The sequence below is a fragment of the Desulfobulbus oligotrophicus genome, from assembly GCF_016446285.1.
Classification (GTDB): domain Bacteria; phylum Desulfobacterota; class Desulfobulbia; order Desulfobulbales; family Desulfobulbaceae; genus Desulfobulbus; species Desulfobulbus oligotrophicus.
In genome coordinates this window covers 296,295-318,955 of record NZ_CP054140.1, presented here as the reverse complement: position 1 = coordinate 318,955, position 22,661 = coordinate 296,295, and the positions used below count along the sequence as shown (strand labels likewise).

The 22,661-nt window shown below is 55.1% G+C and carries 24 protein-coding genes, 1 tRNA gene and 1 pseudogene; 8 read left to right on the top strand and 18 right to left on the bottom strand.

Annotated features, from left to right (window positions below):
• Positions 1–20: 20 nt before the first annotated feature.
• The 4 genes and pseudogenes from HP555_RS01435 to HP555_RS01420 all read left to right on the top strand — a co-directional run.
• On the top strand, positions 21–422 hold the full coding sequence (locus HP555_RS01435) for a recombinase (RefSeq protein ID WP_199263446.1): 402 nt from the start codon (positions 21–23) through the stop codon (positions 420–422).
• Between the two features lie 96 nt (positions 423–518).
• Positions 519–683 carry a hypothetical protein gene (locus HP555_RS01430; RefSeq protein WP_199263445.1) on the top strand — a complete coding sequence of 55 codons (165 nt, stop codon included), beginning with the start codon at positions 519–521 and terminating at the stop codon, positions 681–683.
• Positions 643–1,769, top strand: a protein-coding gene (locus HP555_RS01425) for an IS3 family transposase (RefSeq protein WP_199263223.1) whose coding sequence is annotated in 2 segments (ribosomal slippage) — positions 643–898 and positions 898–1,769 — 1,128 coding nt in all. Because the reading frame shifts where the segments join, the coding sequence is not laid out codon by codon here. Before HP555_RS01430 ends, HP555_RS01425 begins: the two co-directional genes overlap by 41 nt.
• Before the next feature lie 59 nt (positions 1,770–1,828).
• Positions 1,829–2,071 (top strand): annotated as a pseudogene (locus HP555_RS01420) (HU family DNA-binding protein); the annotation flags it as partial.
• A gap of 2 nt (positions 2,072–2,073) precedes the next feature.
• Here the strand turns inward: HP555_RS01420 and HP555_RS01415 are convergent.
• From HP555_RS01415 to HP555_RS01385, 7 genes are all read right to left on the bottom strand, one after another.
• The gene (locus HP555_RS01415; protein WP_199263443.1) at positions 2,074–3,123 is read right to left on the bottom strand and encodes a tyrosine-type recombinase/integrase; all 1,050 of its coding nucleotides are present in this window, start codon (positions 3,121–3,123) and stop codon (positions 2,074–2,076) included.
• A gap of 166 nt (positions 3,124–3,289) precedes the next feature.
• Positions 3,290–3,375 (bottom strand) — tRNA-Leu (locus tag HP555_RS01410).
• A gap of 14 nt (positions 3,376–3,389) precedes the next feature.
• Positions 3,390–3,761, bottom strand: coding sequence for a preprotein translocase subunit SecG (secG, locus tag HP555_RS01405; protein WP_199263442.1), 372 nt, complete (start codon positions 3,759–3,761; stop codon positions 3,390–3,392).
• Positions 3,758–4,513 carry a triose-phosphate isomerase gene (tpiA, locus tag HP555_RS01400; protein ID WP_199263441.1) on the bottom strand — a complete coding sequence of 252 codons (756 nt, stop codon included), beginning with the start codon at positions 4,511–4,513 and terminating at the stop codon, positions 3,758–3,760. The genes secG and tpiA overlap by 4 nt, the downstream gene beginning before the upstream one ends.
• Before the next feature lie 66 nt (positions 4,514–4,579).
• A complete protein-coding gene (locus tag HP555_RS01395; RefSeq protein WP_199263440.1) occupies positions 4,580–5,755 on the bottom strand; it encodes a phosphoglycerate kinase in 1,176 nt (391 codons plus the stop codon).
• Positions 5,752–6,195, bottom strand: a complete 444-nt coding sequence (gene rimI, locus HP555_RS01390; RefSeq protein ID WP_199263439.1) for a ribosomal protein S18-alanine N-acetyltransferase — start codon at positions 6,193–6,195, stop codon at positions 5,752–5,754. Before rimI ends, HP555_RS01395 begins: the two co-directional genes overlap by 4 nt.
• 11 nt (positions 6,196–6,206) lie before the next feature.
• Positions 6,207–7,424, bottom strand: coding sequence for a glyceraldehyde 3-phosphate dehydrogenase NAD-binding domain-containing protein (locus HP555_RS01385; RefSeq protein ID WP_199263438.1), 1,218 nt, complete (start codon positions 7,422–7,424; stop codon positions 6,207–6,209).
• Positions 7,425–7,663: 239 nt separating this feature from the next.
• Here HP555_RS01385 and sfsA point away from each other — a divergent pair, with 239 nt between their 5' ends.
• Entirely contained in the window at positions 7,664–8,377 is a 714-nt protein-coding gene (sfsA, locus tag HP555_RS01380; RefSeq protein ID WP_199263437.1) for a DNA/RNA nuclease SfsA, read from the top strand.
• A gap of 2 nt (positions 8,378–8,379) precedes the next feature.
• Positions 8,380–9,069 carry a 7-cyano-7-deazaguanine synthase QueC gene (queC, locus tag HP555_RS01375; RefSeq protein WP_199263436.1) on the top strand — a complete coding sequence of 230 codons (690 nt, stop codon included), beginning with the start codon at positions 8,380–8,382 and terminating at the stop codon, positions 9,067–9,069.
• A 3-nt stretch (positions 9,070–9,072) separates the two neighbouring features.
• Here the strand turns inward: queC and HP555_RS01370 are convergent, their stop codons facing one another.
• The 11 genes from HP555_RS01370 to HP555_RS01320 all read right to left on the bottom strand — a co-directional run bounded on the left by HP555_RS01370 (position 9,073) and on the right by HP555_RS01320 (position 20,584).
• The gene (locus tag HP555_RS01370) at positions 9,073–10,359 is read right to left on the bottom strand and encodes a dihydroorotase (RefSeq protein WP_199263435.1); all 1,287 of its coding nucleotides are present in this window, start codon (positions 10,357–10,359) and stop codon (positions 9,073–9,075) included.
• A gap of 53 nt (positions 10,360–10,412) precedes the next feature.
• The gene (locus HP555_RS01365) at positions 10,413–11,345 is read right to left on the bottom strand and encodes an aspartate carbamoyltransferase catalytic subunit (RefSeq protein WP_199263434.1); all 933 of its coding nucleotides are present in this window, start codon (positions 11,343–11,345) and stop codon (positions 10,413–10,415) included.
• Between the two features lie 14 nt (positions 11,346–11,359).
• Complete coding sequence (gene lepB, locus HP555_RS01360; protein WP_199263433.1) at positions 11,360–12,010, bottom strand: signal peptidase I; 651 nt, start codon at positions 12,008–12,010, stop codon at positions 11,360–11,362.
• 216 nt (positions 12,011–12,226) lie between these two features.
• On the bottom strand, positions 12,227–13,879 hold the full coding sequence (locus tag HP555_RS01355) for a DEAD/DEAH box helicase (RefSeq protein WP_199263432.1): 1,653 nt from the start codon (positions 13,877–13,879) through the stop codon (positions 12,227–12,229).
• A 333-nt stretch (positions 13,880–14,212) separates the two neighbouring features.
• The gene (locus HP555_RS01350) at positions 14,213–14,995 is read right to left on the bottom strand and encodes an SIR2 family NAD-dependent protein deacylase (protein WP_199263431.1); all 783 of its coding nucleotides are present in this window, start codon (positions 14,993–14,995) and stop codon (positions 14,213–14,215) included.
• A 305-nt stretch (positions 14,996–15,300) separates the two neighbouring features.
• A complete protein-coding gene (locus tag HP555_RS01345) occupies positions 15,301–16,473 on the bottom strand; it encodes a hypothetical protein (RefSeq protein ID WP_199263430.1) in 1,173 nt (390 codons plus the stop codon).
• An 18-nt stretch (positions 16,474–16,491) separates the two neighbouring features.
• Complete coding sequence (locus HP555_RS01340) at positions 16,492–17,871, bottom strand: TIGR01777 family oxidoreductase (protein ID WP_199263429.1); 1,380 nt, start codon at positions 17,869–17,871, stop codon at positions 16,492–16,494.
• Entirely contained in the window at positions 17,864–18,766 is a 903-nt protein-coding gene (locus tag HP555_RS01335) for a TIGR01777 family oxidoreductase (protein WP_199263428.1), read from the bottom strand. The genes HP555_RS01340 and HP555_RS01335 overlap by 8 nt, the downstream gene beginning before the upstream one ends.
• Positions 18,767–18,891: 125 nt before the next feature.
• Positions 18,892–19,665, bottom strand: a complete 774-nt coding sequence (locus HP555_RS01330; RefSeq protein WP_199263427.1) for an RMD1 family protein — start codon at positions 19,663–19,665, stop codon at positions 18,892–18,894.
• 58 nt (positions 19,666–19,723) lie between these two features.
• Positions 19,724–20,167, bottom strand: coding sequence for a hypothetical protein (locus HP555_RS01325; protein ID WP_199263426.1), 444 nt, complete (start codon positions 20,165–20,167; stop codon positions 19,724–19,726).
• Between the two features lie 156 nt (positions 20,168–20,323).
• Positions 20,324–20,584 (bottom strand): hypothetical protein, encoded by a 261-nt coding sequence (locus HP555_RS01320; RefSeq protein WP_199263425.1) that lies wholly within the window; start codon positions 20,582–20,584, stop codon positions 20,324–20,326.
• A gap of 189 nt (positions 20,585–20,773) precedes the next feature.
• Here HP555_RS01320 and HP555_RS01315 point away from each other — a divergent pair, with 189 nt between their 5' ends.
• A complete protein-coding gene (locus HP555_RS01315; RefSeq protein WP_233249222.1) occupies positions 20,774–21,727 on the top strand; it encodes a ketopantoate reductase family protein in 954 nt (317 codons plus the stop codon).
• 28 nt (positions 21,728–21,755) lie between these two features.
• Positions 21,756–22,598, top strand: a complete 843-nt coding sequence (gene panB, locus HP555_RS01310; RefSeq protein WP_199263424.1) for a 3-methyl-2-oxobutanoate hydroxymethyltransferase — start codon at positions 21,756–21,758, stop codon at positions 22,596–22,598.
• Positions 22,599–22,661: the final 63 nt, after the last annotated feature.

Here is a 22,661-nt window from a genome sequence, read left to right as displayed (position 1 = left end):
CCAGCACTGGAGGTTCAACCATGGAACGCGAAGAGAAAAAACAGCGCCCCTCTTGGCAGGAGATTGAGGAGAAAAAAATCAATCTGGTGAAGGAAAAAGGCTCGCGGGTCATGCGGGTCAACTCGCCGATAGGCTCCACCATGTTCAGCATCCTGCGGCAGTTTGACATGGCCTATGCCAATTTCAAGGGCCGGCTGGGGGAGATGGGCGGCATCACCTATGAAGAAGGTGTTGCCTTGATGAAGGAGGGCCAAGAAATCGTGATGGCGTTTTCTGATTTCACCGCACGGCTCAGTCGGAAGGTCAAGTTCCGCTACTATCCCCCTGACGAAATCAAAGACTATCTGGAGTTGCTCAAAGCCCAGGAGAAGAATGAAGAGGCTTCGCGTGACGCAGAGGATACGGTTTCAACCGAGCCATGACCCGCCAAGGCAATTGCACCTTGCCTTGGTGGGCGAGGTTTGCTATGGCACGAGGCAGACAAGATATTATCAACTTCCCCTTCCAATGGAGTGTTTATGAACAAAACCGAGTTGATAGACAAGGTCGCCAAGAGAAGTGGTCTCGGAAATTTGGACAAGCTCTTAAGTGGAAAATCTGCTACCACTAACGCCCAACGATGGGCACAACATGGAGCAGAAAATGGCAAAAAGAACGAGGCGGAAACATTCAGCAGCATTTAAAGCAAAAGTGGCCTTGGCTGCGATAGCCGGTGACAAAACATTGGCTGAATTAGCCCAGCAGTTCGAGGTCCACCCCAACCAGATCACCACCTGGAAACGACAATTAAGCGAGGGCGCCTCAAATATTTTCGATAAATCCCCGGCTAAGCCGGAAGTTGACCTGAAGGCACTGCACGCCAAGATCGGGCAATTAACGCTGGAAAACGATTTTTTAGAAAGCGCGCTCACCAGGGTGGGACTGCTGAGCGCAAAGCGATAATTGACCGCACTCACAAACTCCCTGTGACAAGACAGGCCAAGTTGGTTGGCATCAGTCGCAGCAGCCTCTATTATCGTCCCAGGCCCGTTGCGAAGGCCGATTTGGAGTTGATGCGCCGCCTGGACGAGTTGCATCTGGAGCGCCCGTTCATGGGCGCCCGCATGTTGCGTGATCAGGTTGATCGAGCGGGCATTAAAGTTGGCCGCAGGCATGTGGGTACGCTGATGAAACGCATGGGCATCGAGGCGCTGTACCGGAAACCGGGAACCAGCAAGAAACACCTTGGTCACAAGGTATATCCCTATCTCATGCGGGGGATGAGGATTGACCGAGCCAATCAGGTCTGGGCGCTGGATACGACCTATATCCCGATGGCCAAAGGCTTTGTTTATCTCACAGCCGTGGTTGACTGGGCCAGCCGGAAAGTGCTGGCGGCCAAGATCGCCATCACCCTGGAGGCCTGCCATGCTGTCGATGTTCTGCAGGAGGCGTTCACCCGCCATGGTACGCCTGAGATCATTAACACCGACCAGGGGAGCCAGTTCACTGCCGAGGAATTTGTCCGGGCGGTCAAAGACCGCGGATGCAAGCTCAGCATGGATGGCCGGGGCGGCTGGCGGGACAACGTGTTTGTGGAACGATTGTGGAAGTCAGTCAAGTACGAAGAAGTGTATCTCCATGCCTATGACTCAGTCGTCGAGGCCCGCAGATCGATCATACGTTATTTCGACTGGTACAACCGCTGTCGACCACACTCCAAAATAAAGAGAAAAACGCCTAACGAGGCGTATACCGCGATGCTGCCGGCGGTCCAACAGGCAGCCTAACTATGGACAGAGATTTCACTTAAAAATTAGAAGATCTTGTTCAGACAAGTGGAGCCACCTCTAAGGAAAGCGACTTGAGTAAATCAGCCGCCGAGCAGGTGGTGAACAGCGTCTTCTCTGCCATTGCAGAGGCGATGAAGAGCGGCGACAAGGTTGCCTTGGCCGGGTTTGGTACCTTCTCCACTGCTGACCGAGCCGCCCGTGAAGGACGAAATCCGCAATCGGGAGAGACGATCACCATCCCTGCCAAGAAGGTAGTGAAGTTCAAGGCGGGGAGTAAGTTGACAAATTCCGTGAAATAAAACTATTGACCTAATTGTTCGATTCGGTCGATCGCTCTTAATTTATGGTCATCAAGAAGGTGGGTGTAACGCATTGTCATCGATATAGTTTTATGTCCTAAAATATCCGCAACGGTTCGAAGATCTACACCGTTCATGATCATATAACTTGCCGCTGTATGTCGTAAATCGTGCATGTGGAAATTTTCGATTGCGGCTCTTTTAACAGCAGCTTCAAAGCTTTCTCTAAAGAACTGGTTTGGCCTCTGCTTGTATGTCATTTTTGGATTTTTGGGTAAAAAAACATAATCAGAGCAGGAGAAATTTTCTTTTGGAATGAGTTCAGATAACGTCTCTATCGCTGGAATAGTTAAGGGAACTCTTCTCGGGTCAGTCTTCGTTTGTTGAAGGTCAAGAACTCTTCCATCAAGATCGACTTGGCCCCATGTAAGAGAAGCACCCTCGCTTGGCCTCATCCCGGTATGAAGCTGGAGTAAAATGTAATTAAAGAGATTTGATCGATGGCTTTTCTTGCTTTCCTCTAATAACTTATTGATCTCGCCTTCCGTTAAAAAACGAAGACGGCCTGGGGGTGTTTTTGGTTTTCTGATTATTGACACAGGATTGGTAACTTCAGCCCCCCATTCCCGGATCGCGGTAGAAAAAATATGCGACAATAGATTTAGATCTTTTATTACCGTCGCTGGCATGACTTCAATCAAGCGTTTTTCACGAAATTGGGCCGCCAGGGTGGGGGTTATTTCGTTGAGTCGTCGCCCGTAAAAAAAATCCAAGGACTTTGACTGGTGAATCTCCCGTCGATGAGTTGATGGTGCTTTGTTGGCTGAAACCTCCATCAGGTATTTGGCCAAGGCATCTTCAAAATGTATCTCACTTGGCAATTTGTTTGCCACGTAACTGCCATTTCGCAAGGCTATTTCAGCCTCTTCAGCCCACCTGACAGCTTCAGATTTGCGATCAAAGGTTTGGGACAAGCGAGGATGTCCTTTTAGCCTGACTTCTGCGCAATAGACTGTTCCCTTCTTCCTCTTGCGAGCCTTAACAGTTGCCATTCAGCCTCCGTCGTAATGCGACTATTTTCTTGGTCGCACTTTTGGTCGCACTTTTTTGCTATTCTGTGCGATTTCCTGATAACTGGAGGCAATTATAGCTTATGCGGACTATAAAAACAAGAAGGGCTAACTTGCTGATATTTTGCAAGTTAGCCCTTCTTTTGAATGGTGCCGAAGGCGAGACTCGAACTCGCACGACCGTTGGCCGCTACCCCCTCAAGATAGTGTGTCTACCAGTTCCACCACTTCGGCAAGAGATATAAAGACTACTGTTGTGCTGGTTGTCCCTCTGTTTTTTTCGATTCTTCTGTTGGCTGGCCTGCTGCCGGGGTCGGCACTGCAGCCGGTGTTTCCTGGGCTGGTGCCTGTACTTCCTGGGTCTGAACATTGCTCATGACCGAGCCGGTTGTTTTATGTGCGGAAAAATAGGCCAGAGCCACCGAGGTGGCCATGAACACAATGGCTGCCAGGGTGGTGATTTTATTGAGCAGCGGGAGAGGCCCTTCAGCACCGAACAGTGACTGACCGGATCCACCGAACGTTGCACCCACATCTGCACCTTTTCCATGCTGCAACAGGACTATCCCGATCAGGAAAAAACAGACAATAACATGGGCAACGATGATTAGGGTTGTCATTGGAAACAAATAATTCGGCTAAAGGATTCGACTTGAAGAGCTGCGCCACCGACCAGGACACCGTCAATATCCGCTTGTTGCATCAGGTCGTCTATATTATCAGGCTTAACCGAACCACCATACAGTATTCTGGTGGAGTCGGCAACAGCTTTTTCATACATGGCTGTGAGTAACCCGCGGATAAAGGCGTGTACCTCCTGGGCCTGCTCTTTAGTGGCGGTTTTCCCGGTACCGATGGCCCAGACCGGTTCATAGGCAAGCACGATGGTGCGCATCTGCTCAGCAGTTACCTGGTCCAGCCCCTCTTGGATCTGCTGCTGCAAAACCGTGAAGGTCTGTTCACTTTCCCGTTCTGCCAGGGTTTCACCGATGCAGAGAATGGGATGGAGTGCGTTGCCCAGGGCACCGTGGATGCGGCGGTTGATCATTGCACTGCTTTCACCAAAGATCTGTCGCCGTTCAGAGTGACCGACGATTGCCCAGGCAATACCAAGATCAGTCAACATGGTCGGGGAAATCTCACCGGTAAAGGCTCCCTGCACTTCCCAGGCAACGTTCTGGGCGGCAACCAGCAGCGTACTCTTGGCAACAGCGGTACAGACTGCAGCCAGAGCTGTGAAAGGCGGGGCAATAAGCACATCGCGATCCGGGCAGTTGCGGGCGGTTTCAGCAAGTGCCTTTGCCAGCTGCACAGCCTCTGCCACAGTTAAATGCATCTTCCAGTTGCCGGCGATAAGTGGACGTCTACTCATAGGTAACTCCCTGGATAATAGATAGACAAGAGGTAGACACGAGGAGGTACGTTTGGGTAACTGCCCTTATTCTAACGCCTTGACGCCGGGCAGCTTTTTACCCTCCATCAGTTCAAGAAAGGCGCCTCCACCGGTGGACATGTAGGAGATGTTGGCTGCCTCACCGGACAGGGTGATGGCGGCATTGGAGTCACCGCCACCGGTAACGCTCAGTGCATGCGATGCAGCTACGGTGTGGGCAAGCGCCATGGTTCCCCGTGCAAAGGCATTCATCTCAAAGGCGCCCATGGGGCCGTTCCAGACAATGGTCTTGGCCCCGTCCAGTGCCTCGTTGAAACAGATGACCGAGGCCGGGCCGATGTCAAGCGCCATCCAGCCCTCAGGAATGTCTTGAATGGTCACCTGTTTGCATATCGCATCCGGTGCAAACCTGTCAGCAGCAATCACATCGACCGGCAGATACACCTTGATGCCCTTTTCCCTGGCCTTGCGCAGCAGGTCGTCTGCTGTTGTCAGCAGGTCGTCTTCAACTTTGGAGGCACCCATGGCATACCCCTGACTTTTCAGAAAGGTGTTGGCCATGGCCCCGCCAATGATCATCTTGTCGACTTTATTGAGCATATTCTGCAGGGCTTCAAGTTTGCCGGAAACCTTGGCGCCCCCGACAATGGCCACCAGCGGCCGTTGCGGGTTATCAATGGAACGATGAAAGTACTCGATCTCTTTTTGTAAAAGGAACCCGGCGGCCTTTTCCTGAACATAATGGGTCACCCCTTCAACCGAGGCATGGGCGCGATGGGAAACAGCAAAGGCATCGTTGATATAGACATCGGCCAGGGAAGCCAGCTGGCGGGAAAATTCCGGATCGTTCTGTTCTTCCTGGGCATGAAAGCGAAGGTTTTCAAGAAGAAGAATGTCACCGTCGGCCAGGGTTCCAACAGCGGCCTGTACTTCCGGCCCTATGCAGTCGGAAGCCAGGGGTATCGGCTTGCCGAGCAGTTGTGAGAGGTGGTGTGCCACCGGAGCAAGTGAGTACTTTTCCACACGCTGCCCCTTTGGTCTGCCCATGTGTGTGCAGATGATCACCCGTGCCTTTGCAGCTGTCAGATACTGCAGTGTGGGCAGCACCGAGCGAATCCGCAGGTCGTCGGTTATCTGGCCCTCTTCGTTCATGGGGACGTTGAAGTCAACTCGAACAAGTACTTTTTTTCCTGCAAGTTCGAGATCATGCAGTGTTTTCATTGTCTATCTCCTGATCTGTTGACAAGGGACATTGTAAGAACCAGGGCGTCTTCATCCGGCTGCTGGTAGTACTGTCTGCGTATTCCTGTCTGACGAAAACCTGCATGCGTATACAGAAGCCGGGCCCCCTGGTTGGATGATCGTACCTCCAGAAAACAGTCGGTACAGCCAAGCGAAAGCAGGCGGTCAAGCCCCTGTCGCAGCAGTGTGGTCCCTATCTGTTGCCGTTGGTGCTGCGGGTCGACCACCATGTGGAGCAGCTCACTTTCCGGGGGACAGGTGCGATAGAAGGCGTAACCGCAGAGCTGTTTACCAGCCATTGCCACCAGTGCCAGACTGTTGGGAGCGTCGAGTTCCTCCTGCAGCTGAGCAGGCGTCCAGGGTGAGGCAATCGCCTGCTGCTCGATGTGGATGACCGCCGGTAGATCCGCCCGGTTCATGGTACGGATGATCACACCATGCGTTCAGCAACTTTAATCGTCAACTCGCCCAGCATGTTGGTATAGCTGCCCAGCTCATTATCATACCATCCGTAAATAGCTGCCTGGGTGAAGGGCACGTCCAGAATGGGTGAGGCATCGGCCTCGCACCGGAAGTTTTTCAGATTCTGGAGGTTGACCTTGATTGTGGCGGTGCGGGTATGAATCTCGGTTGATTCGATGACCACAGCCGCCCTCGGCATGCCGATAATATCAGAGGAAACGTTTTGTTCTTTGGAGAACACCAGGTAAGGACTGGTCTGGGAGTACTCCTCATAGATCGAGTGGAGCAGGTTCCGCTTAATGGGGTTGTCCAGCTCGTCCTGCAGGTTGATGACAAGAACAATCAGCGAGCCGGTTGAAGTCGGGATGCGTACCGATTCGGCAATGAAACCGATGGACTTCATCTCCGGGATAACAAGGGCAAGGGCATTGGCGGCACCGGTGGTGGTGAGGATGATGTTGTTTAAGATGGAACGGTTTTTACGGAGGTCTGATGCGCCTGCCGCCGGCAGCCGGTCAAGCACCTCCTGCGAACCGGTGGCGGCGTGGACCGTGACCATGGACGCCGACAGAATACGTCCGGCACCAAAGTGATCGAGCAGCGGTTTGATCATGTACGACAGACAGGTGGTGGTGCAGGAGGCTGCTGAGATGATGTTGTGTCTGGCCGGATCATAGTCATCGTCATTGATGCCCATGACCATGGTGACTGCATCTTCCGGCATGTCCAGACCCTTGGCCTGGATTTTAAACGGGGCGGAGACCATGACTTTTTCTGCACCGGCCAGGAGATGACCGCGCACAGAACCTCTACCCTCATCCGGGTCGGCTGTCGGATCTTTAAAGGCACCAGTGGTGTCAACCACCAGGCGAACCTGGTTGTTTTGCCAGTTGATATCTTTAGGGTTACGTGCTGTCCGCAGAAAGGTGACCGGTACACCGTTGATGGTCATGCTGCCCTTTTCCTCGTTCAGGTTTTCAATAACCCTGCCGCCTTTATTGCCGTGGAGAAACATACCGAGCCGTCCATAGGTGGAATCTCTTTCAACGGCTGCTGCGATATCCTCCAGACCCCCACCGACATTGCGGCCGAGGTTGACGATGATTTCTGAAAAGAATTGTTTGGAGACATGGTTCCACAGAGAAAGTTTACCGATTCGTCCAAGACCATTGATGCCGAGTTTCATAGGGACACTCCTTTACGGTTGGATTAGAGGAGAGAACGTATTATATGCCGGAGAGTTTGCAGGCTGCCTGCTTGCTGCTCCGGATTGCAAACTGTTTTTTCAAATGCGTACTATAAATCATAATAGAAAAAGATACTATTGAAGAAAGGATCCTCTGCCCGGATCCAGTGTTATCGTCTGTGCACAGAAGATAACGTCTTCTCTTTCTCCTTTTTTTGCCATGTTCCCGTAGACCTGTCATGCTGCTGCCTGCTCGTTGTCAAACTGGTACTTTACTGAAGCGCTATAAGCGTTTTCTTGCCGATGTTCGTCTGGAAGATGGACAGGTCCTGACCGTCCATTGCCCGAATTCGGGATCCATGCGCGGTTGTTCAACACCCGGCAGTCCGGTGGTGATCAGCCACTCAGACAATATCAGGCGCAAGTATGCCTGGAGTCTGGAGATGGTATTTGAACAGGGAGTGTGGATCGGCATTCATACCGGGCGAACCAACGGTCTGGTACGTGAAGGGCTGGAACAGGGTGTGATCACTGATTTCGGCCGGATCCACTCGATTGTCCCTGAGGTTGTGGTTTCAGCCGGCAGCCGTTTAGACTTTCGTCTGGAGACTGATCAGGGAACGGTTTTTTTAGAAGTGAAGAACTGTTCGCTGGCTGAACAGGGGGTGGCTTTTTTCCCCGATGCCGTCACCACTCGCGGCACCAGGCACCTGCATGAGCTGGTCCGCCTTGTTGAAGAAGGAAACACAGCAGCGGTGCTGTTTTGTGTGCAGCGCGGGGATGCGGACCGGTGCACGGCTGCCGCTGCTGTTGATCCGGTGTATGCTGAGACCGTTGCCTGGGCTGCGAAGCAGGGAGTCCGTTTTTTAGCCTATCAGGCGGATGTGCAGCCGCAGGAGATTGTTCTGCAGCGTCAACTTCCCTTTGTTCTTGATCCCGATATGAGGACCTGACCATGTCTCAACGTCAAGCCGTCGTCCTTCTCAGCGGTGGCCTCGATTCCACCACAGTTCTTGCCATGGCGCTTGCGCAGGGATTTACCTGCAACTGCCTGAGTTTTCAGTACGGTCAGCGCCAGGCCGTTGAACTGGAACGCGCCCGGGCCATCAGTGGTGGTTATGGAGTGGAACGGCATCTGGTGCTGCGGATCGACCTGGATGCCATCGGCGGTTCCGCTTTAACTGATGCCATTGCCGTACCAAAGGATCGGAGTCTGGACAGCAGCGATGCAACCATACCGGTCACCTATGTTCCCGGTCGTAACATCCTGTTTCTGGCCCACGCGCTTTCCTGGGCCGAAGTCATTGGTGCCGCAGATATCTTTTTAGGGATCAATGCTGTTGATTACAGCGGTTATCCGGACTGTCGGCCGGAGTTTCTCGCTGCGTTTGCACAGATGGCGCAGGTAGGAACCAGGGCCGGTGTCACGGGAACGCGTTTTCATTTTCACGCACCGCTCATGTTCATGAGTAAAAAAGAGATCATCGAAACCGGGGTGAAGCTGGGCGTGGACTACAGCCTGACACACAGCTGTTACGATCCGATCGGAAGCCTGGCCTGCGGTCGTTGCGACAGCTGCCGGCTCAGACTGCGGGGGTTTGCCGAGGCCGGGCTGGAGGATCCGGTAGCCTATGCGGGCGGGTGACCGTCAGGAGAGCGTTGCGGAGAGTCGGTTGTAACGGATGGCGCCGCCGACCATGGTGAGCATGGCGCGTCCCTGTAAAGACCAGCCGAGAAACGGGGTGTTTCGGCTTTTGGAGACAATCTGGTCAGCGGTGTAGACAAACTGTTGCTGCGGATCAATGACCGTGATATCCGCCACCATACCAACACTGAGATGCCCGGCTTCAATGCCTAGAATCCTTGCCGGATTGACGGCCAGCAGCTCTATCAGTCGTCTTTCGTCAATCACCTGATTGCGGACAAGGGCCAGGGAAAGGGGCAGTGCGGTTTCCAGGCCGATGATGCCGTTGGCTGCCTGATCAAACTCGACCTCTTTTTCCAGGATGGAGTGCGGCGCATGGTCGGTGGCAATGGCATCAATGGTGCCGTCGGCCAGTGCCTCCTGCAGGGCCTGCCGGTCCTGCTCGGTACGGAGAGGCGGGTTCATCTTGGTGTTTGTGTCAAACCCTGCCACAGCATCGTCGGTTAACGTAAAGTAGTGCGGCGCGGTTTCAGCTGTTACCTGTACTCCCCGTGTTTTGGCCGCCCGAATGAGATCAACGGCCATGGCTGTGCTGACGTGAGCGATGTGAATTCCGGTGCCCGTGAATTCGGCCAGGGCAATCTCCCGATAGACCATGATGGCCTCGGCTGCAGCGGGAATACCCTTCAGCCCGAGCCGGGTGGAGACCGGACCCTCATTCATCACGCCGCTACTTAAGGCCGGGTCTTCACTGTGAGAGATGACCGGGAGGTTGAAGTTGGAGGCGTACTCCAGCGCCCTTCGCATCAACTGACTGTCAACAACCGGTCGGCCGTCATCGCTGACCGCCACCACGCCGGCTGCACGTAACTCACCAAATTCCGCCAGCTGCCTGCCCTCGCTTCCCAGGCTGATCGCCGCTACCGGATATACCCTTGCTGCTGCCTGCTGGGCACGGGTTATGATCGTGGCGGTGACAGCGGCACAGTCGTTAACCGGGCGGGTGTTGGGCATGCAGGCAAGACCGGTGAAACCGCCGCTTGCCGCTGCCAGGCAACCGGAAAGGATGTCCTCCTTGTACTCTTCGCCCGGCTCGCGCAGGTGCACATGCATGTCGGTTAATCCCGGCACAAGCCAGCAGCCGGAGACATCAATCTCCGGTGTACCGGCCGGAACAGGGTGATCAGGTGCAGCAAGGCGACCATCGATAACAAGCAGGTTACCAATACGATCTGTTCCGTTTGCCGGATCAATGATTCTGCCGTTGATGAAATGCCAGGTGGTGTTCATCGGCAACAAACCTCTGGAAGACAAGAGTGGTGGTCGTGAGGGACGGTCATGTGTCAGGAGGTTCCCATAACCAGATACAGCAACGCCATCCGTACCGCCACCCCGTTGGTTACCTGATCAAGGATGACTGACCGGGGACCGTCGGCAACATCAGGGCTCAGTTCAACGCCGCGATTAACCGGACCGGGGTGCATGACCAGGGCATCCGGTTTAGCCAGGGAGAGGATGGACCGGGAGATACCGAACTCGCGCGAGTACTCTCGCAACGAGGGGAGGAGAGGGTCGTTTTGCCGTTCGCGCTGGATACGCAGGGCCATGACCACATCAGCATCGCGCACCGCCTCTTCAAGCGACGGACTGCGCGTGGCCCCCATCTGTTCGATCCCTTTCGGAATAAGTGTGGCCGGCCCGTAAACAGAGACCTCTGAACCCATGCGGGTAAAACCGATGATATTGGATCGGGCTACCCGGCTGTGGGTAATATCACCGATAATAGCTACTTTAAGCCCGCTCAATGTGCCCCGGTGCTCGTTGACTGTCATGAGATCAAGAAGGGCCTGGGACGGATGTTCATGGGCGCCGTCTCCAGCATTGATGACCGCGGCCCGGACATACCGGGTCAATAAAAGCGGGGTGCCTGCGCAGCTGTGACGGATGACAATGATATCCGGATGCATGGCAGAGATATTGCGGGCAGTGTCCGGCAGGGTCTCACCTTTGACCGTACTGCTGGAGGAGGCGTTGATGTTGAAGGTGTCGGCACTCATCCGTTTCGCCGCAACCTCAAAGGAGAGACGGGTGCGGGTGGATGGTTCGAAAAACAGGTTGATGACGGTCAGGCCGCGGAGTGTCGGTACCTTTTTGATGGACCGGACAGATATCTCTTTAAAGGAATCAGCCGTACTGAGGATGGTGTTGATATCCTCCTGCGAGAGCTGCTCCATGCCCAGGATATGGCGATGTGCAAAGGAAGGACCGGTTGCCATGCTGTTATCTGCGGTTAATGGATGATATTGCCCAGTCTGCTCCAGCGGATAGAGCTGAGTCTGTCCAGAGAGAACAGAGGGGTCTGGACATCCCAGGACCAGTAGATGATCCAGGCTTTGCCCCGTACCGCCTTGAGATCAACAAATCCCCAGAAACGACCGTCATAGGAGTTATCCCGGTTGTCGCCTATGGTGAAAATTTTTCCGGCCGGCACCGTGACCGGACCGAAGTTGTCACGGGGATCAAGAGTGGCCGGGTGTATGACCGGATCGAGAAAAACGCCGTACTGATCATTAAACGGCTCACCGTTGACAAAGACCTTTTTGTCGCGGATCTCAACAGTATCGCCGGCAACACCGATAACCCGTTTGATATAATCAAGGTCCGGGTTTTTCGGATACTGGAAGACCACGATATCATTGGGTTTGGGGTCGCTGATGGGGATCAGGGTCGAGCCGGAGAAGGGGAGTTTGATCCCGTATATGAATTTGCTCACCAGGAGATGATCCCCGATCTGCAGGGTCGGCAACATGGAGCCGGAGGGAATTTTAAAGGCCTGAATGATGAAGGTGCGGATAAACAGGGCAAGTAAAATGGCGATCAGGATCGCCTCGATGTTTTCGCGGATAACAGATTTCTTGGGTTGCTGGGGTGTATCAGTCACAGATGTTCCTGTTGTAGAGAGTGGGATGAAAAATCGTGGCAAGGCTACCCGATGAAACGACAAAATTCAAGCAGCTTTTGTTACCCTCTACCCGCAATGTGCGAATGGTACTGTCCGGTGTTTGTAGTGCAGGATGCCGGCGCGGTACGGTAATGCACCTGTCCCCGGTTTTTTTACGGTTACCGGCTGCCTCAGGACGGTTGAGCGTATGATGCTTCAGGCCCTTTCCAGGGTAAAGACCCGACGACCGATACGATAGGCCCCGTTTTTGGCAAGAAGGCGGCCAACCAGGTTTTCCGGAACATCGACCATGGTATGGTGCGTTTCCAGGCGAATCTTGCCCAGCAGAGAAGAGGTGATGCCCGAGTAATGGGCGATCGAGGCGACCACATGATTGACACCAATGCCGTCAGCCTGACCGATATCGAGCTTTATCGACACCATGTCCTTGTCCCGGCTTGAACCACGTCGACGACCGGGCGTGGTGGCGCCGCTGCGGCGGACAGAACGTTCGCTTCTTCGTTCACGCGGGTTGAACTGTTCTTCCTTGATCGGTGTGATCGGATCAATGGGTCGTTTCTTCTCATCAATTCGTGCCATCTTCAGGGCGGCAGCGGCAATGTCCTCGGCCTGATTACCGGCCAGCACCAGGGTGTCCACAATCTCACGCTCCTGACGACAGCGACCGCGGCGAATCCACATCTCAAGCTGTTCCATCAAAAGGGCCTGGCGATGGTTCTCTATCTGCTGAATCGTCGGCAGTTCCGATCTGTTCAGTTTAAAATGGGTGTACTGTTCAATGCGGCGGAGCATCCAGCGGTCTTTGGGCGTGAGGAGTGAGATGGCAGTACCCTGCCGTCCGGCCCGTCCGGTTCGTCCGACCCGGTGCACGTAGATTTCCGGATCTTCAGGAAGGTCAAAGTTGAACACATGAGAGATATCGTCAATGTCCAGACCGCGGGCCGCTACATCAGTGGCAACCAGGATCTTGATCTGACCGTTCCGGTACCGGGTCAGGACCTGGATACGTGCATCCTGGCTGAGATCGCCGTTGAGCGGTTCTGCCGGAAAACCGCGGGTGGTCAGTTGATTGGCCAGTTCACCGGTGGCCAAGCGGGTGCGGACAAAGATCAGGGCACTGTCAACGTCTTCCATCTCCAGTAACCTGGTGAGGGCCGCGACCTTGTCGTACTGGTTGACCAGATAGTAGCGCTGGCTGATGGTGGCACCGGTCAGTTGTTTGGGCGTGATGGACACGGTCTCCGGCTGCTGCAGATAGCGTGCTGAGAGTTCCTGTACCCGTTTGGAGATGGTGGCGGAGAAGAGCATGGTCTGTCGGCTGGTCGGTACATGACCAAGAATCAGCTCGATATCTTCAATAAATCCCATGCTGAGCATCTCGTCAGCCTCATCGAGAACCACGGTCTGGACACTGTTCAACGTCACATACCCCTGATTGATCAGGTCGAGCAGGCGACCCGGTGTACCGACGATCACCTGGACCCCGCGGCGCAGGCTGCGAAACTGCTGCTGGTAGGACTGACCACCGTAGACGGCAAGCACAGAGGTGCCAAGCCGGGTTCCATAGCTGCTGAGCGCTTCTGCAACCTGGATGGCCAGCTCACGGGTGGGGGTAAGCACCAGTGCCTGGACTTCGGCCTGTGCAGGGACGATCCGCTGCAATAGCGGCAGGCCGAATGCTGCGGTTTTGCCGGTACCGGTCTGGGCCTGGCCGATCATGTCGCGGCCCTGCAGCAGCAGGGGAAGTGCAGCCTGCTGAATGGGGGTGGGTTCGGTAAAGCCGAGTGCAGTGATCGTGTGGACAAGGTCGGGGTGCAGGCCAAACCAGGTGAGCGGTTCTGTGGTCATCGGGTTCCTCCATAACAAGCGGGTATATCGTGATAATCCAGGGACAGTCCTGCCGTGCGGGATTGATCCCGTTGTCTGCTGACAGATACCCCTGTTCATGAACAGGGAGAGCCTGACCGGCACATCCAATCTGTTTGTTTGGATTTTACGGCAAAGAGTAGGGGCGGACTGGTTAAGGTAATGAGATTGTTACAATAAAGAGTGCCTGGTCGAAAGGGCCGGGCGACTGTTTGGAAACATCAGAACGTGTGCAGAGAGTGCAGAGAACTGAAAAAAGAATGTATACATCTGTTTAATTGAAAAGGCAAGGATGATAAGTCGCCTCTTCCCTATTTACTGTTGCCGACAGGTCTGCGCCAGTTGCGGCAGGGTGCGAACCACGTCGCCCTGCAGAAAAAGGGCGGCCCTGCGGGAAGACGCTGTATACAAAGAGGCGGGCAGCGAGCGTTCGTGGTTGCATTCTATGATGCGGCCACCTTGCTGATATACCATGGACGGCAGCGCGGCCGCCGGATAGACCTGAGCCGATGTGCCGATGACCAGTAGCAGATCACAGGCAGCGATAAAGGTGTGGATCGCATCCAGTTCCCGTACATCCTCGCCAAAGAGAACCACATTTGGTTTCAGCGGAAAGGTGCAGAGGGGGCAGAGCGGTATCTCTGCCGTGTGATAGTGCTCCGGCGTCACCGGTACCAGGTTGCCGCACTGCAGACACTGCAGGTGCTGATGGTCACCGTGAATTTCAAAGACCCTGCGACTGCCGGCCTGTTGATGGAGGTTGTCGATGTTCTGGGTGATGATGCCGTGCAGGAGGTCAAGGTTTTCGAGATCTGCCAGGGCCCGGTGCGCGGCATTGGGCTGCTTGCCGGTCAGGGTTCTGCCGAGTACCCGGTACAGTTCCCAGGCCTTTTTCGGGTCACGATGAAAGACCTCGATGGTGGCATACTCCTCCGGTGAAAACACGGTCCATAAACCACCGGAGCTGCGGAAGTCGGGGATGCCGCTCCCCACAGAGATACCGGCACCGGTCAGGGCGGCAACGTTTTGCGCAGCATGCAACCAGGCCGCTGCCTGATCAAGGGGAGAGGGCGTGATGTTGTTCTGTTTGGTCGGCATGATGAAAAGAAATAAAGGGGTTGGTTGGTCTGGTGTTGACGTACAAGACGATTGTTGCAACAGGTCTGCAGCCGGATGGCAGGGACTGTTCCCCGGGTGGCCGGAGGTGAGAATAATCCCCTGCCTCAGCCGGCTGTACCGGTGTTCCTGCCTGACAGACGGCAGTGCTACAACGTTTCAGCAGAGCAGGTAAAGGTTGCCTGAGCAGGCCGGTTAGCCTGTACCTTACTCCAGAACGCCCTGTTTTTCGAATGTTTGTGCATTGCGCAGGCTGTCCCGGCAGCTGCAGCGGGTGATGCGAGTCCTTAAAGGTGTTCCTCCCGGCACGAGCCTGCGGTTTTCTGGGCAGGGTACAGGTGCGTGTCCTGCAGAGCGGTCAGTTCCTGATCCACAATTCCCTGATTAAAAAAGACCCGGAAAAGCAGCCATGTATAGGCCAGAACCGCCAGTATGGCAAAGACTGGTTGAAAGTAGCCAAGGGGACACAGGATGAGAACGGTCAGCCAGTGGAGGAGGATAACGGTTTTGGAATGGAGCTGGAGCGGGAAATCACCGTGACGGCTGATAACGGCGAGGCCGCTCAGATTCCATCCGTACAGCGCGGTAAAGGCATGCAGCCGCAGAAGGGGATGACTGATGTCCGACGTGTAATACGGGGAAAAACTGAGCAGGATGTAGAGAATGCCGGTGAGGGAGGTGATCAGTAAAAAGAGGATGCCGGATGTGAGAAAGGCTTTCTGCTGCAGCTGAATGCCCTCATGCCAGTAGAGGTACAGGATAAAAGCCACGGTCAGAAACAGCAGGCTTGAGATGGTCACCTGCGCTGCAAACAGATTGGCCAGGATAAAACCGAAGAAAATAATAACCCCGAGGTTGATGCTCCAGAAGGAGATCTCTTTTAAGACAGCGGTTATCGGGCGGGTCTCCTGTTTCATCAGCGTGAAGATCACAGACATGGAGATCAGGGAAACAGGGAAGGAAAAGCCCAGAAAAAAGGTGTCAAGTTTCAGTTTTTCAATGGTGAACCAGTGCAGGTAGACAGAGTTGAGGATGACCGGGCTGGACAGCAGTAACCCCAGGGACAGACAGAGGAGGGCCGCCTGATGGAATTTTTTGGGAACAGAGTCCTGCAACGTGAACAGTCCTTTGGGAAACCGGCTGCCGAAATGCTCAATACGTGTCATCTCAATCAGGTAAGCAAGGACAAGGGGAATGAAGATGGTCGGCAGATACCACTGAAAAAAGGCACAGAACGCAAAGGCCAGGGCAAGGCCGAGAAAAAGTGTGCCGCGTCGCGACAGGGCGGGGCAGCCTTCGGTGAAGTAGATGAGCAGGGTGCCGCCGGTGCACAGGTTAAAGAGAAAGATGTGCAATCGTTCAAAGTTGAGAACAGTCGGCGGCACAAGGTGATGAAGAAAACCGCAGGCCAGTGCGGAAGACATCATGACCAAGAGGATGGTTTTGAATTTCCAGCTCACAGTGAACTCCTGTAGGGATTATGTACATCGGCCGAGAAGATGGCGCAGGGTCTGTTCCAGATCAGCATGCCGGAACCGGTAGCCGGACTGCTGCAGTTTGTCCGTGGCAACGCGACAACCGCCCAGCAACACTTCTTCCGCCATCTGACCGTACATGGTTCTGAGCATGCCTGCCGGTATCGGCGGCAGCAGTGGTCGGCGCAGAACCCGCGCCAGGGTGTGCAGAAGTTCGCTGTTGGTGGCCGGATAAGGGGCGGCGATATTGACGGGACCGTGGAGCGAGTCAGTGCACAGGGCATGCAGGATGGCACTGATCATGTCGTTGATGCCGATCCAGCTGATAAACTGATCGCCATCGCCAAAACGGCGGGGAAACCCGATGGGGGCTGTGCTGAGCAGTCTTTCCAGGGCACCGCCCCGGGGAGTGAGCACCACACCGATACGCATGATGACCGTGCGTATGCCGCGGTCTTCGGCCGGTTGGGCCGCCTGTTCCCACAGGTTACAGACATCAGAGATGAAGTCGTTGCCGGCCTGATCCTCCTCACGCATGCAGCAGTCAAAACAGTTACCATAAAAACCGACTGCCGAGGCAGTGAGCAGCACTTTGGGAGGGGTGGGCAGTTGTGCAATGGTGCGGGCGATGAGGCCGGTTCCCTGGACCCGGCTGTCAATGACCTGTCTCTTTTTGGCCATGGTCCAGCGTCCGCCGCCGATGTTGTCGCCGGCCAGGTGAATGACGCTGTCAAAGGGCGGCAGTCCTGCCAGGTTAAGGTGGCCGGACGGCGGGTCCCAGTAGATCTCCTGTTTGCTCCGGTCTGGTCGGCGTCGTACCAGGGTCCAGACATCGTGGCCGCCGGTGACCAGGAGAGGGCGCAGGGCAGAGCCCAGTATCCCGCTGGCTCCGCTGATCAGTATGCGCTGCGGTTTGGTACTGCAGCGGCGGTGGAGCTCGATGTCGGCGTGGAGTGTATCGTGGCGGTACCGGAAGATGCGCTGCAGCGTGCGATCAACCATTTTTACGGCAAAGGCCGGGACAAGAAACGAGCCGGGCAGGGCGTAGTCGATACGGTCTTCCAGCAGAGCACCGTTTGCTGTGTCGGTAAAAAAGTGGGTATGGGTCCAGCGGGCAAAGGGGCCGCGCTCCTGGATATCCTGAAACATCACGCCCGGGGTATTTTTCACATGCCGGGCGTGCCAAAGGTAGGGGATCGGTCCGGCATGCATTTCCATTGTCACCCTGCCGCCGGGATCAATGCCGCCTTCCCGGACCATGACCCTGGTTTTTTCCCAGGGTGGGATCAGCCGCTCCAGGGCGCCGGGGCGACTGTGCCAGGCATACAGCTCAGCAGCGGTGCAGGGGAAGAGCGAGCTCGCTGTGAACCTGGTGTCAGACACCGATCGCCTCCACCAGAGCTGTGTGCAGATCCGGATAGGTGAACTGATAGCCGCTGTTGATCAGGGCATGGGGGACGGTTTTTTGTCCCTGCAGCAGAGAGCGGCCGAATTCGCCCAGTACCAGTTGCATAACAAAGGCGGGTGTAGGCAGAAAAGCCGGCCGATGAAGCACGCGGCCCAGTTCACGGGCAAATTCTTTTTGCCGGACAGTGTGTGGTGCTGTGAAGTTAAAGGCACCGTGACACTCTTCGGCGGTGAGAAGGAAGATCGCAGCCCCTGCCAGATCGTCCAGGTGAATCCAGGGGAACCACTGCCGGCCGTTGCCGATCGGTCCGCCCAGACCCAGCTGGAAGGGGAGTTTCATCGTGGCCAGGGCTCCGCCGTTTTTGCCGAGCACAACACCAAAACGCATCACCGCCACCCTGACGCCTTTGTCGGCCGCCCTGTTGGCCTCGGCCTCCCAGTCTTGACAGACTTCGGCAAGAAAACCTGCACCTACTGGGCTGGTTTCAGGTTTTTCTTCTTCACCGCCGTCACCGTAGTATCCGGCCGCCGAGGTGCTGAGCAGGACCGCCTTGCTCGTGTTTGGTAAGGCTGCCACCAGGTTTCTGGTGGTCAGAATGCGGCTGTCATAAATGGCTTTTTTGGTGCGCTTGGTCCACAGGTTGAAAACCGATCGGCCGGTGAGGTTGATGAGCGCATCCTGTTCCGGAACATGTTGCTGCCAGTTCCCGGGGCGGGTGGTGTCGGCGGTCACATAGGTCAGCTGAGGGTGTGGAGCCAGAAGACAACGGCCGCTGCTGCCGATGATGGTGATCTCATGACCAAGATCCAGAAGCTTTCGACTGATTGCGGTCCCTACAAAACCAGATCCACCGGTGAGTAAAATTTTCATGGCAATCTCCAGGCAACAGAAGGGGTTTGAAAGAGAGGGGCTGCTGTCGTGTCTAGCATAACCATCCTCTAGCCGGACGGCAAAGGAAAAGGCAGGCAGCGTGTGCTCTTGCCTGTCCGACGGTGTCAGTTGACAAGAAAGAGGAGAATTTCAATGGCAATGAGGATGATGATGATCCATTCCAGCATACTTGAGTGCCGGTGTTTCTGTTCATCTGCCATCATTTCCAGGAGTTCCTGGATGACCTCCAATCGGTTTTTAAGCACAGTGGCCCGGGGAGTGATTTCAAGGTAACGGGAGAGCGCAAGGTAATAGTGCTCAAGTTCCGGATACTCCCAGATGAACTCCGGCGTATCGAGCAAGTTAAACTGGAGGATGACGTGTGATTTTTCCAGATACACCCGGCCCCGTTCCTTGGCGAGCTGAACGCGGGACAGGGCAATGGATCCCTTTTGCGCCAGGGTCTCCGGGATGTACTTGGTCTTTTTGATGGTCTTCTCAATCGAGGCTTCAAAGAAGGCCAGCTTGGTTGACTGCGCCAGGGCATGGGCCAGTGACAGACAGGTCAGCCGGGAGAGATCGTTGATCTCGATCAGGTCGTTACGGATGCGAATGCCGGTTTCGCTGTTCTGCCGGTAGCTCAGCTCTTCGTCAACAAAAGATGTCAAGGGGTTGATCAGATAGCTGTTCAGCAGCGCAAGTAACCGTTGTTCAGCATCGCGCCCGTACTGAAAAAGTACACAGACCCCGTAATCAAATAAAAAGGCAAAAACATTCTCCCCTTTGGTCAGGGCAATGACGTTGCGCAGGCGAACAGCCTCCGGCTGCTGTGAGAAATGATCCCAGAGGGCGTCGAATTGAAATCGTTCGGCCAGGCAGATTGCTCTGATGGTTTGCATGGACAAGGGCTGCTGGGTAGAGGCGGCTGTTGTTCCGTCTGATCAGATGGATCGGGAACTATGTTCCGGCGTTGCCGGATGTATCTTTTACAGCGGTCTTTCGTCTGAGTTCCGGATAGTAGGTTTCAATGCATTTCGGGCAGATACCATGGGTAAATTCGGCGGCAGCCTTGGTTTCCACCACCTGTTTGACACTGTCCCAGAATTCCTGATCCAGGCGGATAGCCTTGCAGGAGGCACAGATCGGCAGAATACTTTCCAGGTAGCTTATTTTGGTGAGGAGTTTGTAGGTGTGGCGGATAATAACAACACCCACAATGCCGATGACGATGCTTTCAAAAATAGACTCCCGCCAGTTTATCGGGGTTGCCGGGCCACCCAGCAACACGTAGGGGATATCGAAAATTTCATCAAACCATGACAGAGCGATACAGAAAAGGATAGCCAGAGATTCATACCAGCAGACCTTTTTCGCGATCAGGTTATGTGCGGGCTGCTCCATGGTACATTCCTGTGAAAAGGATTTTCAACGACTGCCTTGGAAGGCGGACATAAAGAACGGTGATTACTGTCTTCCCTGCTTATGAACATATGCATCATACCTTTCTTTCCCTTGGAATGCACAGGGAAAAGCAGCGGCGCCTTCACGGGTGCACTCTCAGACGGTCGGTGTTTCACGTCCATCAACATGACTGATCACAATTTGCGCCTTGTTCAGGGAGATGATCTGCGGTTCAATGCGGGCCAGTTCTTCTTTGTGCCATTGGCCGTTCTGTTCGAGCAGTGCCATGGCCTCCTCCCTGGAGGACGCCAGGACCGTGACATCAGCCTGCAGGTAGTTACTGGTGTGGATATGGGGTTCGTCCAGCATGGACCAGCTGGAAAAGTGTTTGCTGTGTCGCCAGATAAAAAGCTGCATAGATGTTTCTCCGGGGCAGAGGTGAAAAGATATTGGTTTCAGACCGGGATATCTTACCTTGTTGCAAACGGCTGTGCAAATTTCAGCACTTTATTTTCTGTTGACGGGTTCGAGTTGACCTTTTTGGATGATGGTTTATAACCTGTCGCTGCCGGGATCGAACCAGACTGCAGGCTATGAGAGTATCTGATGCAAACTGAACCAGGACGCATGGAAGTTGTCATTATCGGAGCGGGCGCTCTGGGCAGTCTGTTCGGCGGTCTGCTTGCTCCCCATGCCCGGATCACTTTGTACACCACGAACAGCGAGCATGCCCGGGCCATTCAGCAGAACGGTCTTCTGCTGACAACTATGGAGGGTGAGCAGCATTCCCTTGCTCTTCCGGTGCTGACCGGACCGGAGCAGTACGATCGCCGGGCTGATCTGATTCTGATCTGTACCAAGGCAGGCGCAACCGGGGCAGCTGCCGTCACAGCGCAACAGCTCCTGCACCCTGAAGGTCTGGTACTCACCCTGCAGAACGGGCTGGGCAATCTGGAGCAGATTGCAGCCTGTGTCGGCCGTCAACGGGCTGCTGCGGGTATCACCGCACAGGGAGCCACTTTGCAGGCGCCCGGGCAGGTCCGTCATGCCGGAAACGGTGCCACGGTGCTGGCGGTCGGGCCGGGGCAGGCCGCTGCGATTGCAGCGGTTGTCAGGTTGTTCAACCGCGCCGGTCTGGAGATCCGAACCAGTGATGATGTGGATAGCCTGCTCTGGTCAAAGCTCATTGTTAACGTCGGTATTAACGCGCTCGCCGCACTGCTGCGTGTTCCCAACGGCACTTTGGTTGAAGCAGGGGCCTGCAGAGAGCTGATGGACGAGCTGGTGGCGGAAGCCGTGGCTGTGGCCCGTGCCCTCTGTATTGATCTTGAGTATGAACAGCAGCTCGATCGTGTCCATCAGGTCTGCCGGCAGACGGCCACCAATCGTGCCTCCATGCTTCAGGATGTGCTGCGGGGGAGACCAACGGAGATCGATGTCATCAACGGCGCCGTGGTCGCCAGGGGGCAGGAGGTCGGCGTGCCTACGCCGGTTAATCTGCTCTTTACCCGGATGATCAAGGCCCTGGAGGCCACTGCCGCCCAGCGGATATCTACCTGAAAACCTTCATCTCAACCCAGGAGACTTCATGCATCTGAACAAAGTGACCATCCCGGACATTAAACATCGTAAACACGGCACCCCGATTGCCGAGCTGACGGCCTATGACTATCCATGGGCCAAACTGGTTGATGAGGCGGGAATCGACATTGTACTGGTGGGTGACAGTCTGGGTATGGTGGTGTTGGGGTATCCTGACACGGTCTCCGTCACCATGGAAGAGATGATCCACCACACCAGGGCTGTGGTACGGGGGGTGCAACGGGCACTTGTGGTCACCGACATGCCCTTTGGGTCGTACAACAGTTCCATACCCGAGGCGATCAGCAATGCCACCCGCATTCTGAAGGAAGGTGGGGCAGATGCGGTCAAGGTCGAAGGTGGGGTGGAGATGGCGGAAACCGTGGCCGCCATTGTGCGGGCGGGTATTCCGGTGCAGGGGCATATCGGACTGACGCCGCAGACAGCCACCAGTCTCGGCGGTTTTAAGGTGCAGGGCAAGAGTGCCCAGGCTGCAGGAAAGCTCATTGCAGATGCCCGTGCTCTGGAAGAGGCCGGCTGCTTTTCTGTGGTGCTGGAGGCGATTCCCGCACCGCTGGCCGAACATATCACGCAGGAGATCACCATCCCAACCATTGGTATCGGTGCCGGTCCGGGGTGTGATGGTCAGGTTCTGGTCATCCATGACGCTGTGGGGCTTTATGACCGTTTTACCCCCAAGTTTGTCAAACAGTACGCCCGGCTCAACGAGCCTGTTGCCAAGGCCTTGGCACAGTACAAGAAAGATGTGGAAAGTCGTGCCTTTCCCGCTGCTGAGCACAGTTTCACCATGAAACCCGAGGAAATGGATAAGCTGCTGCAACTGTACTGAGCAGACAGCCGGCTGCCGGTACTTTAACGACAGCCTGTCCGCGGCCGGGTATCGCCCTGTCTT